Annotated in this window: 18 protein-coding genes; 5 read left to right on the forward strand and 13 right to left on the reverse strand. The window is 70.4% G+C overall.

Translation table 11 applies throughout. The features are described from left to right. Together FKV25_RS02180 and FKV25_RS02185 are read left to right on the forward strand one after the other, a co-directional pair. A partial coding sequence (locus FKV25_RS02180) for a tetratricopeptide repeat protein (protein ID WP_211345344.1) occupies positions 1 to 1,685 on the forward strand: 1,685 nt, incomplete at its 5' end. 43 nt (positions 1,686 to 1,728) lie between these two features. Then, on the forward strand, positions 1,729 to 2,160 hold the full coding sequence (locus FKV25_RS02185) for a hypothetical protein (RefSeq protein ID WP_141517158.1): 432 nt from the start codon (positions 1,729 to 1,731) through the stop codon (positions 2,158 to 2,160). A 3-nt stretch (positions 2,161 to 2,163) separates the two neighbouring features. Here FKV25_RS02185 and rnhB read toward each other — a convergent pair whose 3' ends face one another. The 13 genes from rnhB to pyrH all read right to left on the reverse strand — a co-directional run bounded on the left by rnhB (position 2,164) and on the right by pyrH (position 15,685). Continuing rightward, on the reverse strand, positions 2,164 to 2,784 hold the full coding sequence (gene rnhB, locus FKV25_RS02190) for a ribonuclease HII (protein WP_141517159.1): 621 nt from the start codon (positions 2,782 to 2,784) through the stop codon (positions 2,164 to 2,166). Beyond that, positions 2,781 to 3,986 (reverse strand): lipid-A-disaccharide synthase, encoded by a 1,206-nt coding sequence (gene lpxB / locus FKV25_RS02195; RefSeq protein ID WP_246071847.1) that lies wholly within the window; start codon positions 3,984 to 3,986, stop codon positions 2,781 to 2,783. Before lpxB ends, rnhB begins: the two co-directional genes overlap by 4 nt. 76 nt (positions 3,987 to 4,062) lie before the next feature. Further along, positions 4,063 to 4,845 (reverse strand): acyl-ACP--UDP-N-acetylglucosamine O-acyltransferase, encoded by a 783-nt coding sequence (gene lpxA / locus FKV25_RS02200; protein ID WP_141517161.1) that lies wholly within the window; start codon positions 4,843 to 4,845, stop codon positions 4,063 to 4,065. Positions 4,846 to 4,847: 2 nt separating this feature from the next. Further along, positions 4,848 to 5,303 (reverse strand): 3-hydroxyacyl-ACP dehydratase FabZ, encoded by a 456-nt coding sequence (fabZ, locus tag FKV25_RS02205; protein ID WP_141517162.1) that lies wholly within the window; start codon positions 5,301 to 5,303, stop codon positions 4,848 to 4,850. A gap of 66 nt (positions 5,304 to 5,369) precedes the next feature. Continuing rightward, positions 5,370 to 6,383 carry a UDP-3-O-(3-hydroxymyristoyl)glucosamine N-acyltransferase gene (gene lpxD, locus FKV25_RS02210; RefSeq protein ID WP_141517163.1) on the reverse strand — a complete coding sequence of 338 codons (1,014 nt, stop codon included), beginning with the start codon at positions 6,381 to 6,383 and terminating at the stop codon, positions 5,370 to 5,372. A gap of 34 nt (positions 6,384 to 6,417) precedes the next feature. Beyond that, positions 6,418 to 8,967 carry an outer membrane protein assembly factor BamA gene (gene bamA, locus FKV25_RS02215; RefSeq protein WP_141517164.1) on the reverse strand — a complete coding sequence of 850 codons (2,550 nt, stop codon included), beginning with the start codon at positions 8,965 to 8,967 and terminating at the stop codon, positions 6,418 to 6,420. 72 nt (positions 8,968 to 9,039) lie between these two features. Further along, complete coding sequence (rseP, locus tag FKV25_RS02220; protein ID WP_141517165.1) at positions 9,040 to 10,401, reverse strand: RIP metalloprotease RseP; 1,362 nt, start codon at positions 10,399 to 10,401, stop codon at positions 9,040 to 9,042. 99 nt (positions 10,402 to 10,500) lie between these two features. After that, the gene (locus FKV25_RS02225) at positions 10,501 to 11,676 is read right to left on the reverse strand and encodes a 1-deoxy-D-xylulose-5-phosphate reductoisomerase (protein WP_170218476.1); all 1,176 of its coding nucleotides are present in this window, start codon (positions 11,674 to 11,676) and stop codon (positions 10,501 to 10,503) included. 2 nt (positions 11,677 to 11,678) lie between these two features. Further along, a complete protein-coding gene (locus FKV25_RS02230; RefSeq protein WP_141517166.1) occupies positions 11,679 to 12,518 on the reverse strand; it encodes a phosphatidate cytidylyltransferase in 840 nt (279 codons plus the stop codon). Beyond that, positions 12,515 to 13,282, reverse strand: coding sequence for a polyprenyl diphosphate synthase (uppS, locus tag FKV25_RS02235; RefSeq protein WP_141517167.1), 768 nt, complete (start codon positions 13,280 to 13,282; stop codon positions 12,515 to 12,517). Before uppS ends, FKV25_RS02230 begins: the two co-directional genes overlap by 4 nt. Before the next feature lie 20 nt (positions 13,283 to 13,302). Beyond that, a complete protein-coding gene (gene frr / locus FKV25_RS02240) occupies positions 13,303 to 13,860 on the reverse strand; it encodes a ribosome recycling factor (protein ID WP_141517168.1) in 558 nt (185 codons plus the stop codon). A 91-nt stretch (positions 13,861 to 13,951) separates the two neighbouring features. Next, the gene (locus tag FKV25_RS02245; RefSeq protein WP_141517169.1) at positions 13,952 to 14,860 is read right to left on the reverse strand and encodes a cation diffusion facilitator family transporter; all 909 of its coding nucleotides are present in this window, start codon (positions 14,858 to 14,860) and stop codon (positions 13,952 to 13,954) included. Between the two features lie 102 nt (positions 14,861 to 14,962). Beyond that, entirely contained in the window at positions 14,963 to 15,685 is a 723-nt protein-coding gene (gene pyrH, locus FKV25_RS02250) for a UMP kinase (protein WP_141517170.1), read from the reverse strand. A 292-nt stretch (positions 15,686 to 15,977) separates the two neighbouring features. On the opposite strand from pyrH, the gene FKV25_RS02255 reads away from it, so the two are divergent. From FKV25_RS02255 to FKV25_RS02265, 3 genes are all read left to right on the forward strand, one after another. After that, the gene (locus tag FKV25_RS02255) at positions 15,978 to 16,562 is read left to right on the forward strand and encodes an RNA polymerase sigma factor (RefSeq protein WP_246071849.1); all 585 of its coding nucleotides are present in this window, start codon (positions 15,978 to 15,980) and stop codon (positions 16,560 to 16,562) included. Next, positions 16,559 to 17,545 (forward strand): FecR family protein, encoded by a 987-nt coding sequence (locus FKV25_RS02260; RefSeq protein ID WP_141517172.1) that lies wholly within the window; start codon positions 16,559 to 16,561, stop codon positions 17,543 to 17,545. The genes FKV25_RS02255 and FKV25_RS02260 overlap by 4 nt, the downstream gene beginning before the upstream one ends. Before the next feature lie 148 nt (positions 17,546 to 17,693). After that, on the forward strand, positions 17,694 to 20,495 hold the full coding sequence (locus FKV25_RS02265; RefSeq protein WP_170218477.1) for a TonB-dependent receptor: 2,802 nt from the start codon (positions 17,694 to 17,696) through the stop codon (positions 20,493 to 20,495). The last annotated feature ends 139 nt before the right edge of the window (positions 20,496 to 20,634 follow it).

A 20,634-nucleotide genomic window follows, 5' to 3' on the forward strand; every position in this document is an offset into this window, starting at 1 on the left:
CCCGAGGCCGGCTCGCACTGGGCATGCTCGCCGCAGCGGGGGTGCTGGTCGTGGTGGCACTGATGCTGACGCGCGGCCTGTCCGACCCGCGGCCGCCCGTGGGCGAGGCCTCGGTCGCGGTGATGCCCTTCCGCAGCCTCAGCGCCGATCGCGGCGACCGCTACTTCGCCGAGGGCCTTGCGGTCGAGATGCACGGCGCGCTGGCGGGCGTGCCGGGCCTGAAGGTGGCCGCGCTGGTCCCGGGCCGCGACGACGACACCCCCGGCGACCCCCGCGAGCTCGGCAAGCGACTCGGCGTCGCCCACGTGCTCGACGCCAGTGTCCGGCGCGAGGGGCCGCGCGTGCGCATCAGCGCCCGCCTCACCGACACGCGAAGCGGCTTCGTGCTCTGGAGCCAGACCTACGACCGCCAGAACAGCGACATCTTCAGCACCCAGGCCGAGATCGCCAGCAAGGTGGTCGAGGCGCTGATGGGCGTGCTGCCGCCCGATCCACCGGCACTGGCCCGGCGCCTGCACCCGACTTCGAGGCTTTCGGCCTACGAGCCCTACCTCAAGGGCCTGCAACTGCTGCAGGGCACGGCCTCCACCGAACAGCTGGCCGAGGCCGTCGGCCACTTCGAACAGGCCCTGCAGCAGGACCCCGCGTTCGCCCGCGCCCAGGCCGGCATCTGCCGGGCGCGGATCCGCGCATTCGAGCTGACCCGCGACGCCGGGATCTACGCGCGCGCCCAGGCCGCTTGCCTGCAGGCCGCGCGCCTGGACCCACGGCTGGGCGAAGTGCACCTGGCAATGGGCGACCTGCATCGCGCGCGCAATGAACTCGACGCGGCGCGCGAGTCGTATACCCAGGCGCTGCAGGACGTGTCCCTGCGGCCGGCGGCTTACATCGGGCTGGGCCGGATCGAGGGCGAGCAGGGCCACGACGCCCTGGCGCTGGACTACTTCGACCGCGCCCGCCAATTGCGGCCGGGCGATGCGGTGGTCCATCGCGAGATCGGCTACCAGCACTACCTGGACGACCGCGTCGCCGAGGCGATCGAGTCCTACCGCGTCGCCACGACCCTGGAGCCCGACGATGCCGGCCTGTGGAGCAGCCTCGGCGGCCTGTATCTCGCCGATGGGCAGCGGTCGGACGCGGAAGCGGCCTTCGAGCGCTCGCTGTCGATCAAGCCCGGCTTCGGCGCGCTCAGCAACCTGGGCACGCTGCGCTTCGAGCAGGGCGACTATCCGCGCGCAGCCGAGCTCTACGCGCGCGCCGCCGCGATGAGTCCCGGCGACTACCGGCCGGTGGGCAACACCGCCGACGCGCTGGCCGCGATCCCCGGGGCGGCGGGCAATGCGCGCAGTACCTACGCCCGCGCCGCGGACATGGCCGAGCGCTACGTCGCGATCAAGTCCGGCGATGCCGAAGCCATGGCCTGGCTGGCCTGGTACCGCGCCAACCTGGGCGAGGCGGCTGCCGCCCGTGATTGGCTGGACCGGGCGCGCGCCGCGGGCACCGCGCAGTCGGAGGTGGCCTTCCTGTCGGCCCAGGTCCACGCGCGCCTGGGCGAGGTCGACCTCGCGCGGGCGGCGCTGGCCGACGCGCGCGCGCTGGAGGTGGCCGAAAGCAGGATCCGGGCCTCGCCGGTGCTGAAGTCGTTGTCAGGGGGATCGGAAGTGGCATCGCAGGGAGGCTCCTGAGCCGTTCGACCCGCCCCGTCGTGGGCACAGATGAGGAGGTCCCATGCACATGTCGCCATCCGGGCTGCTGGTCGTGCCCGTCCTGCTGTCGTTCGCCGCGTGCCAACCGGTCTTTCGTGGTACCGGCACCGATCCCGACGGGCCTGCCTGCCAGGCCTCCCTCGCCCAGGGCGGCGTCGTCCATGTCGACGTCGCCTACGCGCCCGACGGCATGCCATCGGCCAGTCCCGACACCTGCAAGGTGGCGAGCGGCACGCGGATCGTGTTCAGGACGCCCCCGGGCGAGGCCCGGACCTTCTCGATCGAGTTCAGCGGCCCCCCGCCGGGCGCTCGTGCCGCCGGGCGGCTGCCCTCGGTCGCGCGCGGCAGCCAGCGGGTCGTCGAACTGCTCGCCGACGGTGCCCCGGGGAGCTACAAGTACGACATCCATGCCAACGGCCGGACCCTGGACCCGGTCATCATCATCGATCGCTGAGCCTCAGGCCGGGGCCAGGGCCTGAAGTGCGCGGTGTACCGGTGCGAAGCTGCGCCGGTGCGCCGCGCAGGGGCCGTGCAGCGCAAGCGCGGCCAGGTGGTCCGGGGTGGGATAGCCCTTGTGGGCATCGAAGCCGTACTGCGGGAAGCGCGCGTGCAGCTCCAGCATCCAGCGATCGCGCGCGACCTTGGCGAGGATGGACGCGGCCATGATCGCGGGGTCCAGGGCATCGCCGCCGACCAGGGCTTCCCCCGGGCAGGGCAGCCCCGGCGGTACCTTGTTGCCGTCGATCCGGGCGAGGCCCGCGCAAGGCCGCAGGGCCGCGACCGCCCGGGCCATCCCCTGCAAGGTGGCCTGCAGGATGTTGATGCGGTCGATCTCGCTGGCATCGACGAGCTCGACGTGCCAGGCCAGGGCACGCGACTGGATCAGCGGGAACAGGGCGACGCGGCGCTTCTCGCTCAGCTTCTTGGAATCGTCGAGCCCTTCGATCGGACGGGCTGGGTCGAGGATCACCGCCGCCACCGCGACCGGGCCAGCCAACGGCCCGCGGCCGGCCTCGTCGACGCCGGCGACATGGCGTGCGTCGCCGACCACCGCGAACAGGTCGCCGCCCTGCCTCATGGCCTGGCTGCGTCCGGCGCGGCATGCACCAGTTCGGCGATCGCGGCTGCCGCCTCGCGGGACGCGTCGCGGCGAAGCGTCTCGTGGATCTCGCGGAAGCGCTGCGAGAGCCCCTCGTTCGCGGCCCCTTCGCGCAAGGCGAGCACGGTCGCCGCCGAAAGCGCTTCGACGGTGCAGTCGTCCTGCATGAGCTCCGGCACGACCGCCTCGCCGGCAAGGACGTTCGGCAAGGCGTAGTGGTCGACCTTGAGCAGGCCCAGCCCCTTCACGATGCGATAGGTCAGTGGCGCCACCTTGTAGCCCACCACCATCGGCCGCTTCGCCAGGAGCGCCTCGAGGGTGGCGGTCCCGGACGCCAGCAGGACCGCATCACTGGCGATCATGGCCCGGCGCGCCTGGCCATCGATCAGGCGTGCCGCCGGAAAGCCGGCGAGCATGGGTTCGAGTGCGGCGCGGCAGGCCGCGTTCGCCGCCGGTACGATCACCTGCAGCCCGGCGACGGCGTCCGTCACCGCGCGTGCCGCTTCGATGAAGGTCGGGCCCAGCCTCGCGATCTCGCCCAGGCGCGAGCCCGGCAGGACGGCCAGCGCCGGACGATCGTTTGCCAGCCCGAGTCGCTCACGCGCGGCGTCGCGGTCGGGCTCCAGTGGCATCTCGTCGGCGAGCGGGTGGCCGACGAAGCGCGCGTCGACGCCATGGCGCGCGTAGATCGGCGGCTCCATCGGGAACAGGCACAGCACGCGGTCGGCGGATTGGCCGATCCTGGCGGCCCGTCCCTCGCGCCAGGCCCACACCGAAGGACTGACGTAGTGGACGGTGCGCAGCTTGCCGTCGCGGGCGCGCCGCTGTTTCAGCCAGCGCTCGACCGGGAGGTTGAAGTCCGGCGCGTCGATGCCGACGTACACGTCCGGGCGCCAGTCGAGCAGGCGCCGCCGCAACGCGCGCCGCAGGGCCAGCAAGCGTGGCAGGTGGCGCAGCACTTCGGCCAGGCCCATCACGGCCAGTTCGTCGGAGTCGTGCCAGGCATCCAGGCCCGCCGCGCGCATCCGCGGCCCCCCGATGCCTGCGAACTCGGCGTGCGGGAACCGTTCGCGAAGTGCGTCCACTAGGCCGGCACCGAGCAGGTCGCCGGAAGCCTCGCCGGCCACCAGGGCGAAGCGCACCGGTCGGTGGTCGGCGGATTGTCCAGTCGGTGCGTTCAAGGCAAGGCGGCCAACGAAGGAAGGTGCCAGTGTGCCCGATCGCGCCTGGCGTCGCAGGCGCCGGGGCGGGCGGGGGTCAGCGCAGCAGCGGCCGCTCGCCGCTGTCGATGAAGTCGAGCAGTGCCCGCACATCCTCGCTCTCGCCGGCCATCTCAAGCAGCTTCGCGCGTGCATCGTCCAGCGACCCGCCGGCGACGTACAGCGCCCGGTAGGCACGCTTGATCGCGCTGATGCGCCCGCTGTCGAAACCGCGGCGCTTCAGGCCCTCGCTGTTGATGCCGCGAGGCCGGCCGTACCCGTCCTGGGCGACCATCACGAACGGAGGCACGTCGCCGTTGACGAAGGCACCCATGCCGATGAACGCGTGCGCGCCGATCCGGCAGAACTGGTGGACGCCAGCGAAGCCGCTGAGGATCACGTGGTCGCCGACGCTGACGTGGCCGGCGAGGGTGGCATTGTTGGAGAACACACAGTGGTCGCCGACGGTGCAGTCGTGGGCGACGTGGGTATAGGCGAGCAGCCAGTTGTCGTTGCCCACGCGGGTGATGCCGCCACCGGTGCCCGTGCCGCGATTAATCGTGACGAACTCGCGGAACGTGTTGCGGTCGCCGATGACCAGCTCGACGCGCTCGCCGGCGAACTTCTTGTCCTGCGGCTCGCCGCCGATCGCGCAATGCCCGATGAAACGGTTGTCGGTGCCGATCGTCGTCGGACCCGCGACCGAGCAGTGCGGTCCGAACTCGCAGCCGTCGCCGACCACCACGTCGTCGCCGATGTGGCAGAACGCGCCGATCCGCACCCCCTTGCCCAGGCGGGCGCCGGCTTCGACGACGGCGGTGGGGTGGATCACGGCGTCCATGCTCAGGACTTGACCTCGGCGCAGAGGATGTCGGCGCAGGCGGCCTGCTCGCCGTCGACGCGTGCGACGCCACAGTACAGGGCCATGTTGCGGATGGTCCGCTTCAGCGTCACTTCCAGTTCCAGCCGGTCGCCCGGCACGACCATGCGGGAGAACTTCGCGTTGTCGATCTTGACCAGGTAGAACAGCTTGCCGTCGGTGTTGCCGTTGTTGGACAGCTGGGTCAGCAACCCGCCGGCCTGGGCCAGGGCCTCGATCACCAGCACGCCCGGCATGACCGGGTGGTTGGGGAAATGCCCGTTGAAGAAGTGCTCGTTGATGGTCACGTTCTTGTAGGCGAGCACGCGCTTGTGCGGATCCAGCTCCGTCACCCGGTCGACCAGCAGGAAGGGGTAGCGGTGCGGGATCAGCGCCTGGATGGCGGTGACGTCGATCGGCAGTTGTACGGTCGAACTCATCGATGTTTCCTTGCAGGGTGAGGCCCGCCATGCCGTCCCGGGGGACGGTGCATGCCGGTGGGTGCGTCAGGACTCCGCGCGCGGGACGCGGCGGGCGAGCGCATCGAGTTGCTTGAAGCGGGCGGCATTCTTGCGCCAGCTCCGATTGTCCATCAACGGGGTGCCGGATGAATACTCGCCCGGTTCGCGTATCGAGGCCGTGACCAGGCTCATGGCGGTCACCACGACGCGGTCGCAGATCTCGATGTGCCCCACGATCCCGGCCCCCCCGCCGATCAGGCAGTAGCGTCCGATCCGCGCGCTCCCCGCCACGGCCACGCAACCGGCCATCGCCGTATGGGCGCCGACCACGACGTTGTGGCCGACCTGTATCTGGTTGTCGAGGCGGACATCCTCGCCCAGGACAGTGTCCTCGATGGCGCCGCGGTCGATGCAGGTGTTGGCGCCGATCTCGCAGTCATCGCCGACCACGACCCCGCCCAGCTGCGGCACGTTGAGCCAGCGGCCCTCGTCCATCGCAAGGCCGAAGCCGTCGGCGCCGAGCACCGCGCCGGGGTGCACGCGCACGCGCTCGCCCAGGCGGACGCGGGTGACCAGGGTGACGCGCGCGACCAGCTCGCTGCCGGCGCCGACGACGCAGTCCTCGCCGATCACGCAGCCCGGGCCGATCGAGGCACCGGCTTCGACGCGGCTGCGCGCGCCAATGCTGACGAACGCGCCGACATGCGCATCGTCCGCCACCCATGCGCCGGGATCGATCGACGCGGAGGGATGGATGCCGGGCGCCCGCTCCGGGCGCGGGGCGAACAGCGCGGCGATCCGCGCGAACGCCGAATACGGGTCGCGGGCGACCAGCGCATCGCCCTCGAAGCCCTCGGCGTCGGACTCGCGCATGACCACCAGACCCGCGCGGGTCGTGGCCAGTTGGCCGCGATAGCGCGGGTTGGCGAGGAAGGCCAGCTGGTCCGGCCCGGCCGAGGCGAGGGTGCCGACCCCCGCGATGCGGGCGTCGGCACGACCATGGACCCGGAGCCCGAAGCGCTCGGCCAGCTCGTTCGCCGTATGCGAGGTCGCACTCATGCCCGCCAAGGCTCCGGTGTCGTGTCGGACGGCGTCAGAACGCGCCGCCGAAGGTGAACTGCAGGCGCTCGATCTCGTCGCCGTCTTCCTTCTTGAAGGGGTAGGCGTAGCTGATCGAGATCGGCCCCATCGGCGAACGCCACAACAGCGCGACGCCCGCCGACGCGCGCAACTCGCCGGCGTCGAAGGCGTCGACGTCGCGGAAGACGTTGCCGAAGTCGACGAAGGAGGAGACGCGCGCGCCCGGGCTGTCGAACAGCGTCGGGAAGATCATCTCGAACGAACCCACCGTCTTGAACGCACCACCCACCGGCTGGTCGTAGGAGCTGCCCTCGAACGGCGTCTCGCGCGGGCCCAGGGTGTTGTCGCGGAAGCCGCGGACCGAGCGCACGCCGCCGGCGTAGAAGTTCTCGAAGAACGGCAGGCCGTCGGCGGTGAGGGTTTCGACGTAGTCGGGCGAGTTGGTCTCGCAGGGCTCGGTCGGGTCCGGACCGGGCACGAAGGTGTCCAGCCTGCCGTCGCCATCGCTGTCGATGTACGTGCCTGCGGTGAAACAGACGTTGCGGACCACCGCGTCCTGGTAGCTGTCGCCGTAGCCCAGCTCGGCGCGGGTGTTGAGCACCAGCCAGCGCGAGACCGGCCAGTACTTGGAGATGTTGTAGTTGATCTTGAAGTACTCGACCGTCGAGCCGGGCAGGGTCGCTTCCAGCCACAGGCGCTGGGTGGTGCCGCGGGTCGGGGTGAGGGCATTGTTGAGCGTGTTGCGGGCCCAGCCGATCTCGCCGCGCCAGGCGTGGAAGGTGCGCTGGCCGATCGCGTCGATGTAGTCGACGATCGATTCGGGGGTCTGGCCGCGGAACGCGGTGATGGTGTTCTTGTCGATGCCGAACAGGCCGGTGATGGAGCCGGTCTCCGTGATCGGGATCCCGAAGACCGCCTGCGCCGCGCCGTTCTCGCTGTTGTACTGCGCGGTGTTGTACTCGCCGTAGTCGTAATCGCGGAACCACAGGTTGTAGCCCAGCGAGACGCCGCTGTCGGTGAAGTAGGGATTGACGTAGGAGAAGTCGTAGCGGTTGTAGTAGTCGCTGCGCTGCGCCTGCACGGTCATCCGGTTGCCGGTGCCCAGGAAGTTGTTCTGCGACAGCTGCACCTGCGCGCTCAGGCCGCCCAGCTGCGAGTAGCCCAGGCCGAACACGAAGCTGCCGGAGGTGGTTTCCTTGAGGTTGTAGACCACGTCGACCTGGTCGTCGCTGCCGGGCACGGGCTGCGTCTCGACGTCGACGGTCTCGAAGAAGCCCAGGCCCTGGAGGCGGATCTTGGAACGGTCGATCGCCGCCTGCGAGTACCAGGCGCCCTCGAACTGGCGCATCTCGCGGCGCAGGACCTCGTCGCCGGTCCGGGTGTTGCCCTTGAAGACCACGTGGCGCACGTTCACGCGCGGGCCCGGCACGACCTGGAGGTTGATGCCGACGGTCTTTTCTTCGCGATTGATGTCCGGGATGGTGTTGACCTGGGCGAAGGCGTAGCCGACGTTGCCCAGGGTGGCGGTGATCGAGTCGGAGCTGACCTCGAGCAGGCGGCGCGAGAAGGTCTGCTCGGGCTGCACCAGCACCATCCGCTCGATCTGCTCCTTCGGCAGGACGGTGTCGCCGGTGACCTCGACGCTGGACACCGTGTACTTCTCGCCCTCGGTGAGGCCGGCGGTGATGAACATGTCCTGGCGGTCGCCGCTGATCGCCACCTGCGGCGTGTCGATGCTGACGTCGACGTAACCGCGGTCCAGGTACCAGGAGTTGAGCTTCTCCAGGTCGCCGGAGAATTTCTCGCGCGAATACTGGTCGTCGCGGCGGTACCAGCTGAGCCAGTTGCTCTCGCGCGACTCCCACGACTCCAGGATGTCCTTCTGCTCGAAGCTGTCGTTGCCGATCAGGTTGACGTGGCGGATCTTCGCCGCCTTGCCTTCCTTGATGTCGATGGTCAGGTCGACGCGGTTGCGGTCGAGGGTGGCCACCGAGGGCGTGATCTCGACGTTGTACTTGCCGCGGTTGTTGTACTGGCGGGTCAGTTCCTGGGTGACGCGGTCCAGCGCCAGACGGTCGAAGGTATTGCCCTCCGACAGGCCGATGTCATTGAGGCCGGCCATCAACTGCTCGGTCTCGATGTCCTTGTTGCCCTTGAGTTCGAGCTTGTTGATCGCCGGGCGTTCGCGCACGGTGACCACGAGGATGTCGCCCTGGCGCGAGAGGCTGATGTCCTCGAAGAAGCCGGTCTTGTACAGCGCGCGGATCGCCTCGCCGGCCTTGGCCTGGTCGAGGGTGTCGCCGCGCTCGACCGGCAGGTAGGTGAACACCGTGCCGGCGGCGATGCGCTGCAGGCCATCGACGCGGATGTCGCTGACGCGGAAGGCGGTCGCGCCCGGCATTGCCGCGGGGGCGGGGGATGCTTCGGGCGTGGCGTAGTCCGGCGAGAACGGACTGGGCAGGGCCTGTCCGGCCGACTGCGCCATTGCGGGAAGCACCACGGCGGGATACAGGGCAGTGGTCAGGGCAAGGGCAAGCAGGCGGCGATTGGGTGTTCGCGTCATCATCACGTCCGGTTGGGATTCACTGCACGCCCGGCATTGCGGGCGCCACGGGGTCGAAGGCGGTGGCCGTCATCAGCGCACCAGGTTGTTCACGATGTCGTTGTAGAACGCCAGGCCCATCAGCCCGGCGATCAATGCAAGGCCGACGTATTGCCCGGCGGCCATGACGCGCTCGCTCACCGGGCTGCCCTTGACCAACTCGATAAGGTAATACAGCAGGTGCCCGCCGTCCAAGATCGGGATCGGCAGCAGGTTCAGGATGCCCAGGCTGAGCGACAGCAGCGCCAGGATCGACAGGTACCAGGCCGCGCCCTGGCCGGCGAAGGCGTTGGTGGCGCGGGCGATGGTGATCGGCCCGGCGACGGTGTTCTCGACCGAGACGCGGCCGGTGAAGGCGCGGCCGATCATCGCGAACAGCTCCCGGGCCTGGTGGGTGGCCTCGGTGAATGCCGCCGGCACGGCCTGCACGGGCCCGTAGCGCAGCAGGGCATCGTGTTGGGGGTCGCTGCGGCCGGTCGACTGCACGCCCAGTGCCCAGTAGGCCTCGCCTGTCTCCATCTCGGCTCGCCGGGGTTCGATCTCCAGGGCCAGGCGCTCGCCATCGCGTTCGACCTCGATCATCGCCGGTCCGCCGTGTTCGCCCAGGGCCTGCACGAGGGGGCCGATGTCTCGCCAGTCCCGCACCGGTTCGCCGTCGATCGCCGTGATCCGGTCACCCTCGGCCAGCACGCCCCAGGCCGCGGTGTCGGGGGCGACCCGGCCCACGATGGCGGGGACCCGCGCATGGCGCGGCATCAATCCGATCACCCCAATGGCGTTGCGCTCGTCGAAGTGTTCCGGAAGGCGGCTCAGGGGCAGGCGGACGGTACGGTCCGCACCGTCGGTCCCGGCGACCTGGAGGTCGATGTCGGCACGGTCCAGTGCGGCCGGAAGCAAGGCCATCTGCACCTCGCTCCAGGTCGGCGTGGCCCGGTCGCCCACCGCGCGCACGGTGTCGCCCTCGCGCAGGCCGGCCTGCTGGGCGATGCGCCCCACCTGGCCGACCACGGGCGCGAAGTCCGGGCGCCCGATCACGAACATGCCCCAGAACAGCGCCACGCACAGCAACAGGTTGGCAACCGGACCGGCGGCGACGATCGCGATGCGTTTCCAGACCGACTTGCGATTGAAGGCCTGGCCGACCTGCTCGGCGGCCACATCGCCTTCGCGCTCGTCGAGCATCTTCACGTACCCGCCCAGGGGCAATGCGGCGATGGCGTACTCGGTGCCGTCGCGTCCGCGCTTCATCCACAGCGGGCGTCCGAAGCCGATCGAGAAGCGCAGCACTTTCACGCCGCAGCGTCGGGCCACCCAGAAGTGCCCGTATTCATGGATCGTGACGAGTACGCCGAGGCTGACGATCAGCCACCAGATCGAGCCGATGAACTCACCCATGGCGGCTACCCGTGTCGTGCGGCGTCATCTGCGTGCTCAGGAGGGGGGCGGCGTGCTCCCAGTCTAACCGGGATCGCGGTCGCGTCCGGAACGGGACGTTCATGCGAAACGGGCCAGGGCGGCGGTGGCATGGCGCCGCGCGGCGGCGTCGGCCTCGGCCAGTGCATCGAGCGTGCGGGCTGGAGCCGGGGGCAGGGCCGTCATGGCATCTTCGATCAGGCGGGGGATGCTCAGGAAACCCACCTGCCCCTGAAGAAAGGCTGAAACCGCGATTTCGTTGGCCGCGTTGAGCACGGCCGGGGCGGTGCCGCCGGCGGCGAGGGCGTCGAAGGCCAGGCGCAGGCAGGGGAAGGCCTCCAGGTCGGGCGGCTCGAATTCCAGGCGGCCGCCCTCGGCCAGCAGGTCGAGCCCGGCCACGCCGGATGCAATCCGCTCAGGCCACGCCAGGCCAACGGCGAGCGCGGTGCGCATGTCGGGCAGGCCCAGTTGGGCGAGGGTGGAGCCGTCGACGAACTCGACCAGCGAGTGGACCAGGCTCTGCGGATGCACCAGCACGTCGATCCGCTCGCCGGGGACGGCGAACAGGTGGTGCGCCTCGATGACCTCCAGGCCCTTGTTCATCAGGGTCGCGGAGTCGACCGAGATCTTCGGGCCCATCGACCACTTGGGATGGGCGATCGCCTGGGCGGGCGTCACGTCGGCGAGCGAGGCGCGGCTGCGGCCGCGGAACGGCCCGCCGGACGCGGTCAGTACCAGGCGTCGCAGGCCGGCGTGCGCGTGCCGGTCCGGCAGGCACTGGAAGATCGCGTTGTGTTCGCTGTCGATCGGCACGATGGTCGCGCCGCCTTCGCGGGCGGCGGCCATGAGCAACGCGCCGGCGAGCACCAGGGATTCCTTGTTGGCCAGCAGCAGGCGCTTGCCGGCGCGGGCGGCGGCCAGGGTGGAGGGCAGTCCGGCGGCGCCGACGATCGCGGCGACCACGGTGTCGCAGGCATCGCCCGCGACCAGGGCGTCGAGCGCGTCGCCGGGGTGGGCGGTCGTCTCGAGCCCGGCCTCGCGCAGGCCATCGCGCAGCGCCGGGAACGCCGACGCGTCGGCGATCACCGCGTGACGGGGGCGGTGCCGCCGGCACAGGTCGAGCAGCGCTTCGACGTTGCTGCCGGCAGCCAGCAGGCCTACCTTCAACCGCCCGGGGTGGCGGGCGATGACATCGAGCGCCGAGGTGCCGATCGAGCCCGTCGCGCCAAGGACGGCGATGTCGCGTGCCGGGGCCATGCTCAGAATCCGAGGACGGCCTTGGCGACGGCGAAGGCCGGCAGCGCGGCGAGGACGCCGTCGAGGCGATCGAGGATGCCGCCGTGTCCGGGGATCAGGTGCCCGGAGTCCTTCACGCCGGCGTGGCGCTTGAGCAGGCTCTCGAACAGGTCGCCGACCACCGAGAACAGCACGGCGAACACGATCGCCAGCGCGATCCATGGCAGCTGTGCCAGGCTGGCGCCTGCGAACAGGCTCAGGCCGAGGCCGGCGACCAGGCCCGCGAGGACGCCGCCGACCAGCCCTTCGATGGTCTTGTTGGGGCTGATGCGGGGCGCCAGCTTGTGCTTGCCGAGCGTGCGGCCGGCGAAGTAGGCCCCGGAGTCGGCGGCCCAGACGATGCCCAGGGCCACGAACACCCAGCGAGGGCTGTTGGGGTCCGCGCCGCCGTGGATCCACGCCAGCGCGCACCAGGCTGGTACCAGGCTCATGGTGCCGGCGGCGAGCTTGATCGCCCGGGCATGGGAATCCGGGTCGCTGGCGAAGTCGTAGCGCCCAAGCCACAGCAGCGCGAGCAGCCACCAGGCCACGCCGAGCACCGAGACCAGTTGCAGGAGGACGAAGCTGAAACCCGCTGCCGAGCGCGAGGCCCAGACCAGCGCCACCATCAGCGCCAGGTTCGCGGCCAGCAGGACGGCACGGGCCAGGTTGTCGCTGACGTCCGCCAGGTCGAACCACTCCCAGAGCCCCCCCAGGAAGACCACCGCGGCCAGTGCCATGAACCATGGGGTCGGCAGCAGCAGGATGGCGGCGATGGCGAGCGGGGCCATCACCAGGGCGGCGATCAGGCGGGTACGGGTCATGCGGAGGTCTCGGTTCGGGGCGCGGCCACCTGGGCGCCGGTCAGGCCGAAACGGCGCTGGCGGCGGGCGTAGTCGTCCAGGGCGGACTGCAGGGTGGCGGTGTCGAGCTCGGGCCACAATGCCTCGGTGAACCACAACTCGGTGTAGGCCAGCTGCCAGAGCAGGAAATTGCTGATGCGCAGGTCGCCGCCGGTGCGGATGAACAGGTCCGGCGGCGGCAGTTCGGCCAGGCAGGTGCGCGCATGCAGGGCATGCTCGTCGATCGCGTCCGGCGACAATCGGCCGGCGGCCACGTCCTCGGCGAGCGCTCGCGCGGCCTGGGCGATGTCCCAGCGCCCGCCGTAGCTGGCGGCGATGCTCAGGTGCAGCCGGTCGTTGCCCGCGGTCACCGCCTCGGCCTCGTCCATGCGCTGGCGGATCGCCTCGCTGAAGCGGGTGCGCTCGCCGATGAAGCGTACGCGGACGCCGCGGCGGTCCAGTTCCTCGACTTCGCGCTCGAGCGCGTTCATGAACAGTTTCATGAGCGCGCCGACCTCGTCCTCCGGACGCCCCCAGTTCTCGCTGGAGAACGCGAACAGGGTCAGGGCCTGGATGCCGCGCTCCAGGCAGAAATCGATGCACACGTTGACCGCGCGCGCGCCGGCGCGGTGGCCGATCATGCGGGGCCGGCGCCGGCGCTCGGCCCAGCGGCCATTGCCGTCCATGATGACGGCCAGGTGGCGCGGGATGCCGGTGCCGGGGCCGTTGGCGGGCTCGGGGGACATGCTGTCGACGGACGTTGCCGTCAAACCGCCATCAGTTCCTGTTCCTTGGCCTTGACCACTTCATCGACGTCCTTGATGGCACTGTCGGTGAGCTTCTGGATGTCGTCCTCGGCGCGGCGCACGTCGTCCTCGGTGATCTCCTTTTCCTTGAGGAGCTCCTTGATCTGGTGGTTGGCGTCGCGGCGGATGTTGCGGATGGCGACCTTGGCGTCCTCGCCGGTGGCGTGGACCACCTTGGACAGCTCGCGGCGGCGCTCCTCGGTCAGCGCCGGCAGGTTGATGCGGATCACGGTGCCGGCGGTGTTGGGGGTCAGGCCCAGGTCGGAATTGATGATCGCCTTCTCCACCGCGGCCACCATGGGCTTCTCCCACGGGGTGATGGTCAGCGACCGGGCGTCGGTCACGGCGACGCTGGCCACCTGGGTCAGCGGCATGTCCGAGCCGTAATAGTTGACCTTGAGCCCGTCGACGAGCGCGGTCGAGGCCCGGCCGGTCCGCACCTTGGTGAGGTCCTGCCGGAGCGCTTCCACGCTCTTGTTCATGCGGGTCTTGGCGTCTTGGTTGATCTCGTTGAGCATCGCCGGCTCCGGTCCTGTGTCGGTAACCGCCGGATTATATGCGATGCGGGGCCGAAGGCCGCGAGCTCGCCCGCCCGACCTGCCGCCGGGTTCAGTCGGCCGGGTGCCCGTGCGGTGCCCGGACATGCTGGTCGTGTTCGCATTCGCGCCCATGCTCGACCTGCAGCGTCGGGTGGTTGATGCCGAAACGCGCGTCGAGCTCGCGGTTGAGGCGGTCGATGAAGCCATCGTGGTCGGCGTCCGGCGGTCGCACCAGGTGCGCGGTCATCGCGATCTCGCCCGCGCCCAGCGACCAGATGTGCAGGTGGTGGACCGCACCGACCCCGGGTTGCTGCTGCAGGAATCGCTGGACCTCGGCCTGGTCGATGCCGGCGGGCACCGCGTCCATCGCGGCGTTGAAGCTCTCCCGCAGCAGGCCGAAGGCGCTGAAGGCGACGACCGCGCCGATCAGCAGGGCAGTGGCGGGGTCCAGCCAGGCCCAGCCCTGCCATGCCATCCCCAGACCGGCCAGGACCGCGGCCACCGACACCGCGGCGTCCGCCAGCAGGTGCAGGAACGCGCCTCGCCGGTTGAGGTCGTGGTCGTGCCCGTCACGGACGAGCCACGCTCCGCCCAGGTTCACGACGATGCCGATCGCCGCGACCACGATCACGGTCGTCGCGGGGATCTCGGGCGGCTGGGTGAAGCGACGCACGGCTTCCCAGGCGAGTGCCCCGGAAAAGGCGACCAGCAACAGGGAGTTGGCGAGTGGCGACAGCAAGGTGGCGCGGCGCCACCCGTAGGTGTGGCGCTCGGTCGGTGCTCGCCGGGCCAGCACCGCCGCGCCCCAGGCCAGGCCCAGCCCCAGCACGTCGCCGAGGTTGTGCAGTGCGTCCGAGAGCAGCGCCAGCGAGTTGATCGCGAAGCCATAGCCGGCCTCGAGCGCGGTATAGGCCAGGTTGATCAGGGTGACCGCGGCGAAGGCGCGCGTGCCGTCATGGTGATGGTGGTGTCCGTGCATGGGGGGATCGTCCCATGCCCGCGACGGGGACACTATTACAGGCCACTACAGGTAGGGGCGAGCACAGGCGCCGCCGGTACCGACCCCGCCCGGGGCGCAGGCTCAGCCGCGGCCGCTGACCAGGGTGCCGATGTGCTCGCCCTGCAGGATCCGCAGCAGCATGCCGGGTTGGCTCATGTCGAAGATGCGCAGCGGCAGGCCGCTGTCGCGGCACAACGCGAAGGCCGCGGTGTCCATGACCTGGAGATCGCGCTGGATGACCTGGTCGTAGGTCAGGGTGTCGTAGCGGACCGCGTCGGGATGCTTCTTGGGGTCCTTGTCGTATACGCCGTCGACCTTGGTCGCCTTCAGCAGCAGGTCCGCGCCGATCTCGATCGCGCGCAGCGCCGCGCCCGAGTCGGTGGTGAAGAACGGGTTGCCGGTGCCGGCGGCGAAGATCACCAGGCGGCCCTTCTCCAGATGGCGGATCGCACGACGGCGGATGTAGTCCTCGCAGACGTCGTTGATCTTCAGCGCGCTCATCACCCGCGCCTTGCCGCCGAGCTTCTCCAGCGCGTCCTGCATGGCAAGCGCGTTGATGACCGTGGCCAGCATGCCCATGTGGTCGCCGGTGACGCGTTCCATGCCCGAGGCCGCCAGGCCCGCGCCGCGGAAGATGTTGCCGCCGCCAATCACCAGGGCGACCTCGGCCCCGGCCTGCTGCGCTTCGATCACTTCGCGCGCCAGGCGGCCGATCATCTTCGGATCGATGCCATAGTCCTCGTCTCCCATCAGGGCCTCGCCGGAGAGTTTCAACAGGACGCGGCGGTGGGCGAGTGCGGACATTGAGGTCTCGATGGTGGGTGAACGCGACGATTCTAGCCGAGGTAGGGGGGCGGGCACGAGATGCGTTGTCGTGGGTGTGCAGTGCGGTTCGCGCCGCTGCGGCCCGTTCCCGCCGGGGCGGCCCGTCGTGCGGGCGCCACCGCGCTGGACGGGCGGCCGCCGGCCGTGGCGACGGGCTATCCTGCGGGGGCCGGGCGCCGGCAAGGCGTTTCCAGGAGGCGGGACCACGCATGATCCACTTCGACAGGGCTTGCAGCGGGCGGTGGACCGGGCCGGCCGCGGGGCGATCGGCTTGAGCGATCGGCCCGTGGGCCAGGACGGGGCGGGCACGCCCGGGCCGGGACGCGAGTCCGACGGCTTCGACGCGTTCGTCCGCGACCAGCGCAAGGTGCTGGTGGGTTACCTGTGCCGCCGGCTGCCTGAGGAGGACGCCAAGGACGTGGCCCAGGAAGCCCTGGTCCGGCTGATGCGCTATCGCGGGCTGCCGGACGACCAGCTGCGCCGCCTGATGTACCGGATAGCGACCAATGCACTGCTCGACAGGGGGCGAAGGATGGCGACAAGCGTGGACGCCCAGGCGCAGGTGAGCCTGTCCGAACAACACGACTGGCTGCCCTCGGGCGAGCCCAGTCACGAACAACGCGTGGACACGCAACAGCAGTTGGCGCGCATGCGCGAACTGATCCTGCTACTGCCGGATCGCTGTCGCGAGGTCTACCTGCTGAACAGAATGGAAGGCATGAGCTACACCCAGATCGCGGAACGCTGCGGCATTTCCGTCAAAGCCGTCGAGAAGCACGTCAGCCGTGCCCTGAAGGGCCTGCGCGAAGGCATGCTGCCGGACGAGGCTGCCTTGTCGCAGGGAGGGAACCGATGAACGTCGTGGCGATGGCGCATCATGAAATGGCGGCCGACTGGCTCGCGCGCCTTGAATCCCCCGAATGCACGCCTGCCGAGCGGGCTGCGTTCGAGGACTGGCTTGCCGAGTCCGTGCAACACGTGGACGCCTTCCTGGAGGCCGAGCGGTTGCATGCGATGGCAGCGAGCCTGCGGGCGGATCCGGCGCTGCGCGCAGCATTGCCGGGGGCGCCGGTATCGGCCCTGCGTCCGCCTCGCCGCGGGCGCCCGGCTTCGCGACGCTGGCCGATGGCGCTGGCCGCCAGCCTGGTGATGGCGATCGGCGTGCTGGGCTGGATGCGCCTGCAGCCCGGCCCGGTCGCGACGGCGGAATACGCCACCGCGGTCGGCGAGATGCGACAGGTGGTGCTCGAGGACGGCACCCGCATGACGCTGGACACCGGCACCGTCGTCGCAACTGCCTTCGACCGTGACGCGCGCGAGGTCGAGCTGGTCCAGGGGCGCGTGCGCTTCGAAGTCGGCGAGGATCCCGAGCGCCCGTTCCGCGTGCGGGCGGCCGCCAGCACCATCCGCGACATCGGCACCACGTTCCAGGTCACCCGGCGCGGAGACGATGTCGACGTCGGTCTGGTGGAAGGGATCGTGGACGTGGGTCGCAAGGACGGTGCAGCCTCGGTGCGGCTGGCACCGGGTGAGCGCGTCCGGGTCGACGCGCAGGGCCGCTTTTCCAGCGTCGAGGCGCTCGACCTGCCGATGGCCGAAGGCTGGCCGCGGGGCGAGCTGGTGTTCCGCGATCGCCGCCTGGAGGACCTGGTCCTCGAAATGAACCGGTATTCGGCCAAGCCGCTGCGCCTGGGCGATCCCTCGCTGGCGGGTCTCTCGGTCAGTGGCGTGTTCCGCGCCAATGCCCAGGGCGAGCTGGTCGCCGCCCTGCAGGAAGGCTGGGGCCTGGGCGTCGAAGAGGAAGGCGACGCCATCGTGTTGAGAGCAGCGCCACGCTGAACAGCAGGGAGGGTCCGAGGTGGCGCGGGCCCCCGGGCGGAGGTCGTTCGTGGGGACCGGTGCGTTGCGCCGCAAGGGCTGCGCCGCTTAATGTTAACGGATGGTGACGGCTCCCTCCGCGTGGCGACGGTCAAGTCTGGTCCTCGCGATGAGCGGGCTGCTGGCGCTGCCGCCATGGGGTTGGGCCGCCGAGCCGCAGGCCGCGCGCATGCTGGACCTGCCTGCGGGCACCCTCGACGAGGCCTTGAAGCGACTCGCGCTGCAGGAGGGACTTCAGGTGCTGTACGCGCCGTCCGTGGTCCGTGGCCGCCAGGCGCGCGCGCTGCATGGCCGGATGGACGTCGAGCAGGCCCTGCGCCACCTGCTCGAGGGCAGCGGTTTGAGGGCGATCAGGAGCGCGCCCGGCACCTACGTCCTGCGTGAGGTCGCGCAGGCGCCTGCACCGGCGCCCGCCGCGGCCCGCGAGCCCGATCCGCCGCCGCGCCAGCGGACGGTCGACATGGCCCGTCTGGAAGTGATCGGCTCGCGCATCCCGAGGGTCGACATCGACGCGGTGACCACCTCGCCGATGACCTTGATCGGGCGCGACGAGATCGAAGCCAGCGGCTACCAGACGCTGTTCGAGCTGCTGCGTTTCCAGCCGGGCATGACCGGCCACCATCCCGTCGCCGTGGCCGCCGACGGCGGACCCAATTTCCAGCAACCCTTCAATATCGCCGCGACCACCAGCCTCAACGCACTGGGACCGCGCGCCACGTTGTTCCTCGTCGATGGCCGGCGCGTCGCCAACTATGGGCTCACATCCTCGGAGCTGGGCGGCCTGACCGACCTCGACGTGATTCCGCTGAGCATGGTCGAGCGGGTCGAGATCCTCCGCGGCGGCGCCTCGGCGATCTATGGCGCCGACGCGATGGCCGGGGTCGTCAACATCATCCTGCGCAAGCAGCAGGATGGCGGCGAACTGATCGTGCGCCACGGCCAGTCGGGCGAGGGCGACGCACAGGAGCAGCGGGTGTCGCTCAGCCACGGCTTCGCGACCCCGCGCGGCGGCAACGGCCTGGTGGCGCTGGACTGGTTCGACCGCGACGCCCTGGCCGGCGACAGCCGCGACTGGCACACCTACGACCACAGCCGCCATGGGCTCCCGGACTGGCGGATCCCGCTGGGGTATCGCGATGCCAACCTGCGCCTGGTGCGCCTGCAGTGCGGCAATGCGCCGCCCGCCATCGCCGCGACCTGCCTGTTCGATCCGGCACGCTACATCAGCCTGCAACCCGAAAGCCGGCGCACGTCGGTCTACGGCGCGCTTGCCGAACCCTTGTGGGAAGGCACCACGTTCGAGCTCGACCTGCGTTACAGCGAAGCCCGCCAGGCCCTGCAGAACCCGCCGTTCCGCGCCCGGGTGAACCTGCCGGCGGGCCATCCCGACAGCCTCCCGGGCGGCTCGCTCGACTATGCGTACTTCGAGGTGGGGCCCGTCCGAAACCGCAATCGCAACCACAGCTTCGACGGGACCGCGTCGGTGACGGGCTGGCTGGGCGACTGGACCTGGGAGGCCGCCCTGTCTCACCACGCCAATGTCGTCGAGAGCCGCATCGACGGACTGGTGAGCACCCGGGGCGTGGAACAGTCGGTGTTCGTCGACCGCTATCGCTTCGATGGCACGCCCAACCCGGCATCGCTGCTGGGCATGGTGTCGCCGACGTTTGCCTTGGACGGCCGCGCGCAGGTAGCCCAGGTTTCGCTGGGCTTCGAAGGGCCGCTGTTCTCGCTGCCGGGTGGCCCCGCGCGCCTGGCCACCGGCGTGGAAGGAACGCGCAACCGCCTGGTCCACGAACCCGACGCCCGCCTGCAGCAGGATGACCTCGCCCTGGGCACGCCCAAGCGCGCGCTCGACAGCCGGCGCGACGGTGGTGCGGTCTACGCCGAGATGGTGTTGCCGCTACGCAAGGGGCTGGAGGCCGAGCTGGCGGTCCGTTACGACCGCCAGCAGGGGTACGACAGCCGGTACTCGCCGAGGTTCGGCCTGAAATGGTCGCCCTGGCAGTCGCTGACACTGCGCGCGACGGCGGCGACGGGTTACCGCGCGCCCTCGCTGTTCGAGCTGCGGCGCCCGAACGTGTTCGAAAGCCAGACCTTCGTGCGCAAGGTGCCGGTGGTCGGCGACTGCGCCGTGGAGCTCGAGATTTCCCGAGACCTGGCCTATTGCCTGGTGGACGTGGGCGCCTTCGAGAATCCCGACCTCGAGCCGGAGACCTCGCGCAGCCACACGCTCGGCTTCGTGTGGGCACCGTCGGCCGACTTCAGCCTGAGCTTCGACCATTTCCGCATCCGCCGCGACAACGAGATCCTGGCCGGCAACGCATTCGACGACGTCGATGCCTTCCCCGATTCATTGCGCCGCGATGCTCTGGGGCGCCTGGTCGCGATCGACAGCTACTTCGAGAACACCGGCCGCACCGACGTGCGCGGGTGGGAAGCGGAGATGCGCACGCAGCTCGACGCCGGCGACGCGGGGCGCTTCTCGCTACTGGTGTCGGCCCACCACACCTCCAGCATCGAACGGCAGAGCTGGCCGAGCGCACCGCGGGTGGACAGCGCCGGTTACGACGCGCCCAACACCCAGTTGCTCGCATCGGTGCAGTGGCTGAAGGGCCACTGGACGAGCACGCTGGGCCTGCGTGCCCGCGGCCCCTTCCACGTCACCGGCGGCGACAGCGCACTCGCGTGCCCCGGGTACAACGGCAATCGCTGCGAGACGCCCGGGCGTGGCGTCGTCGACTTCGACCTGGCCTACACCGGCTTCCCGAACCTGCGCCTGAGCCTGAACGTGCGCGACCTCGCCGATCGCGACCCGGTCAACTACGACACGCGGCAGGATGGCTACAACGTCGCGTTCGATGATCCGCGTGGGCGATTCTTCCTGCTGAGCGCGCGTTACCGCTTCTGAAGTCGCGGCCGACATGGTCGCGCCCGGCGCATGCCTTGCCCCGCCCCGTGCCTGCGCCCGGTCCTGCCGCCAGGCGATCGGGGTAGGGGGCGCCACGCCAACTGCGTTGACACTCCTGCCGCCCACGACGGGCCGGTGC

It is taken from the genome of Marilutibacter aestuarii (assembly GCF_006546775.1).
Lineage (GTDB): Bacteria > Pseudomonadota > Gammaproteobacteria > Xanthomonadales > Xanthomonadaceae > Marilutibacter > Marilutibacter aestuarii.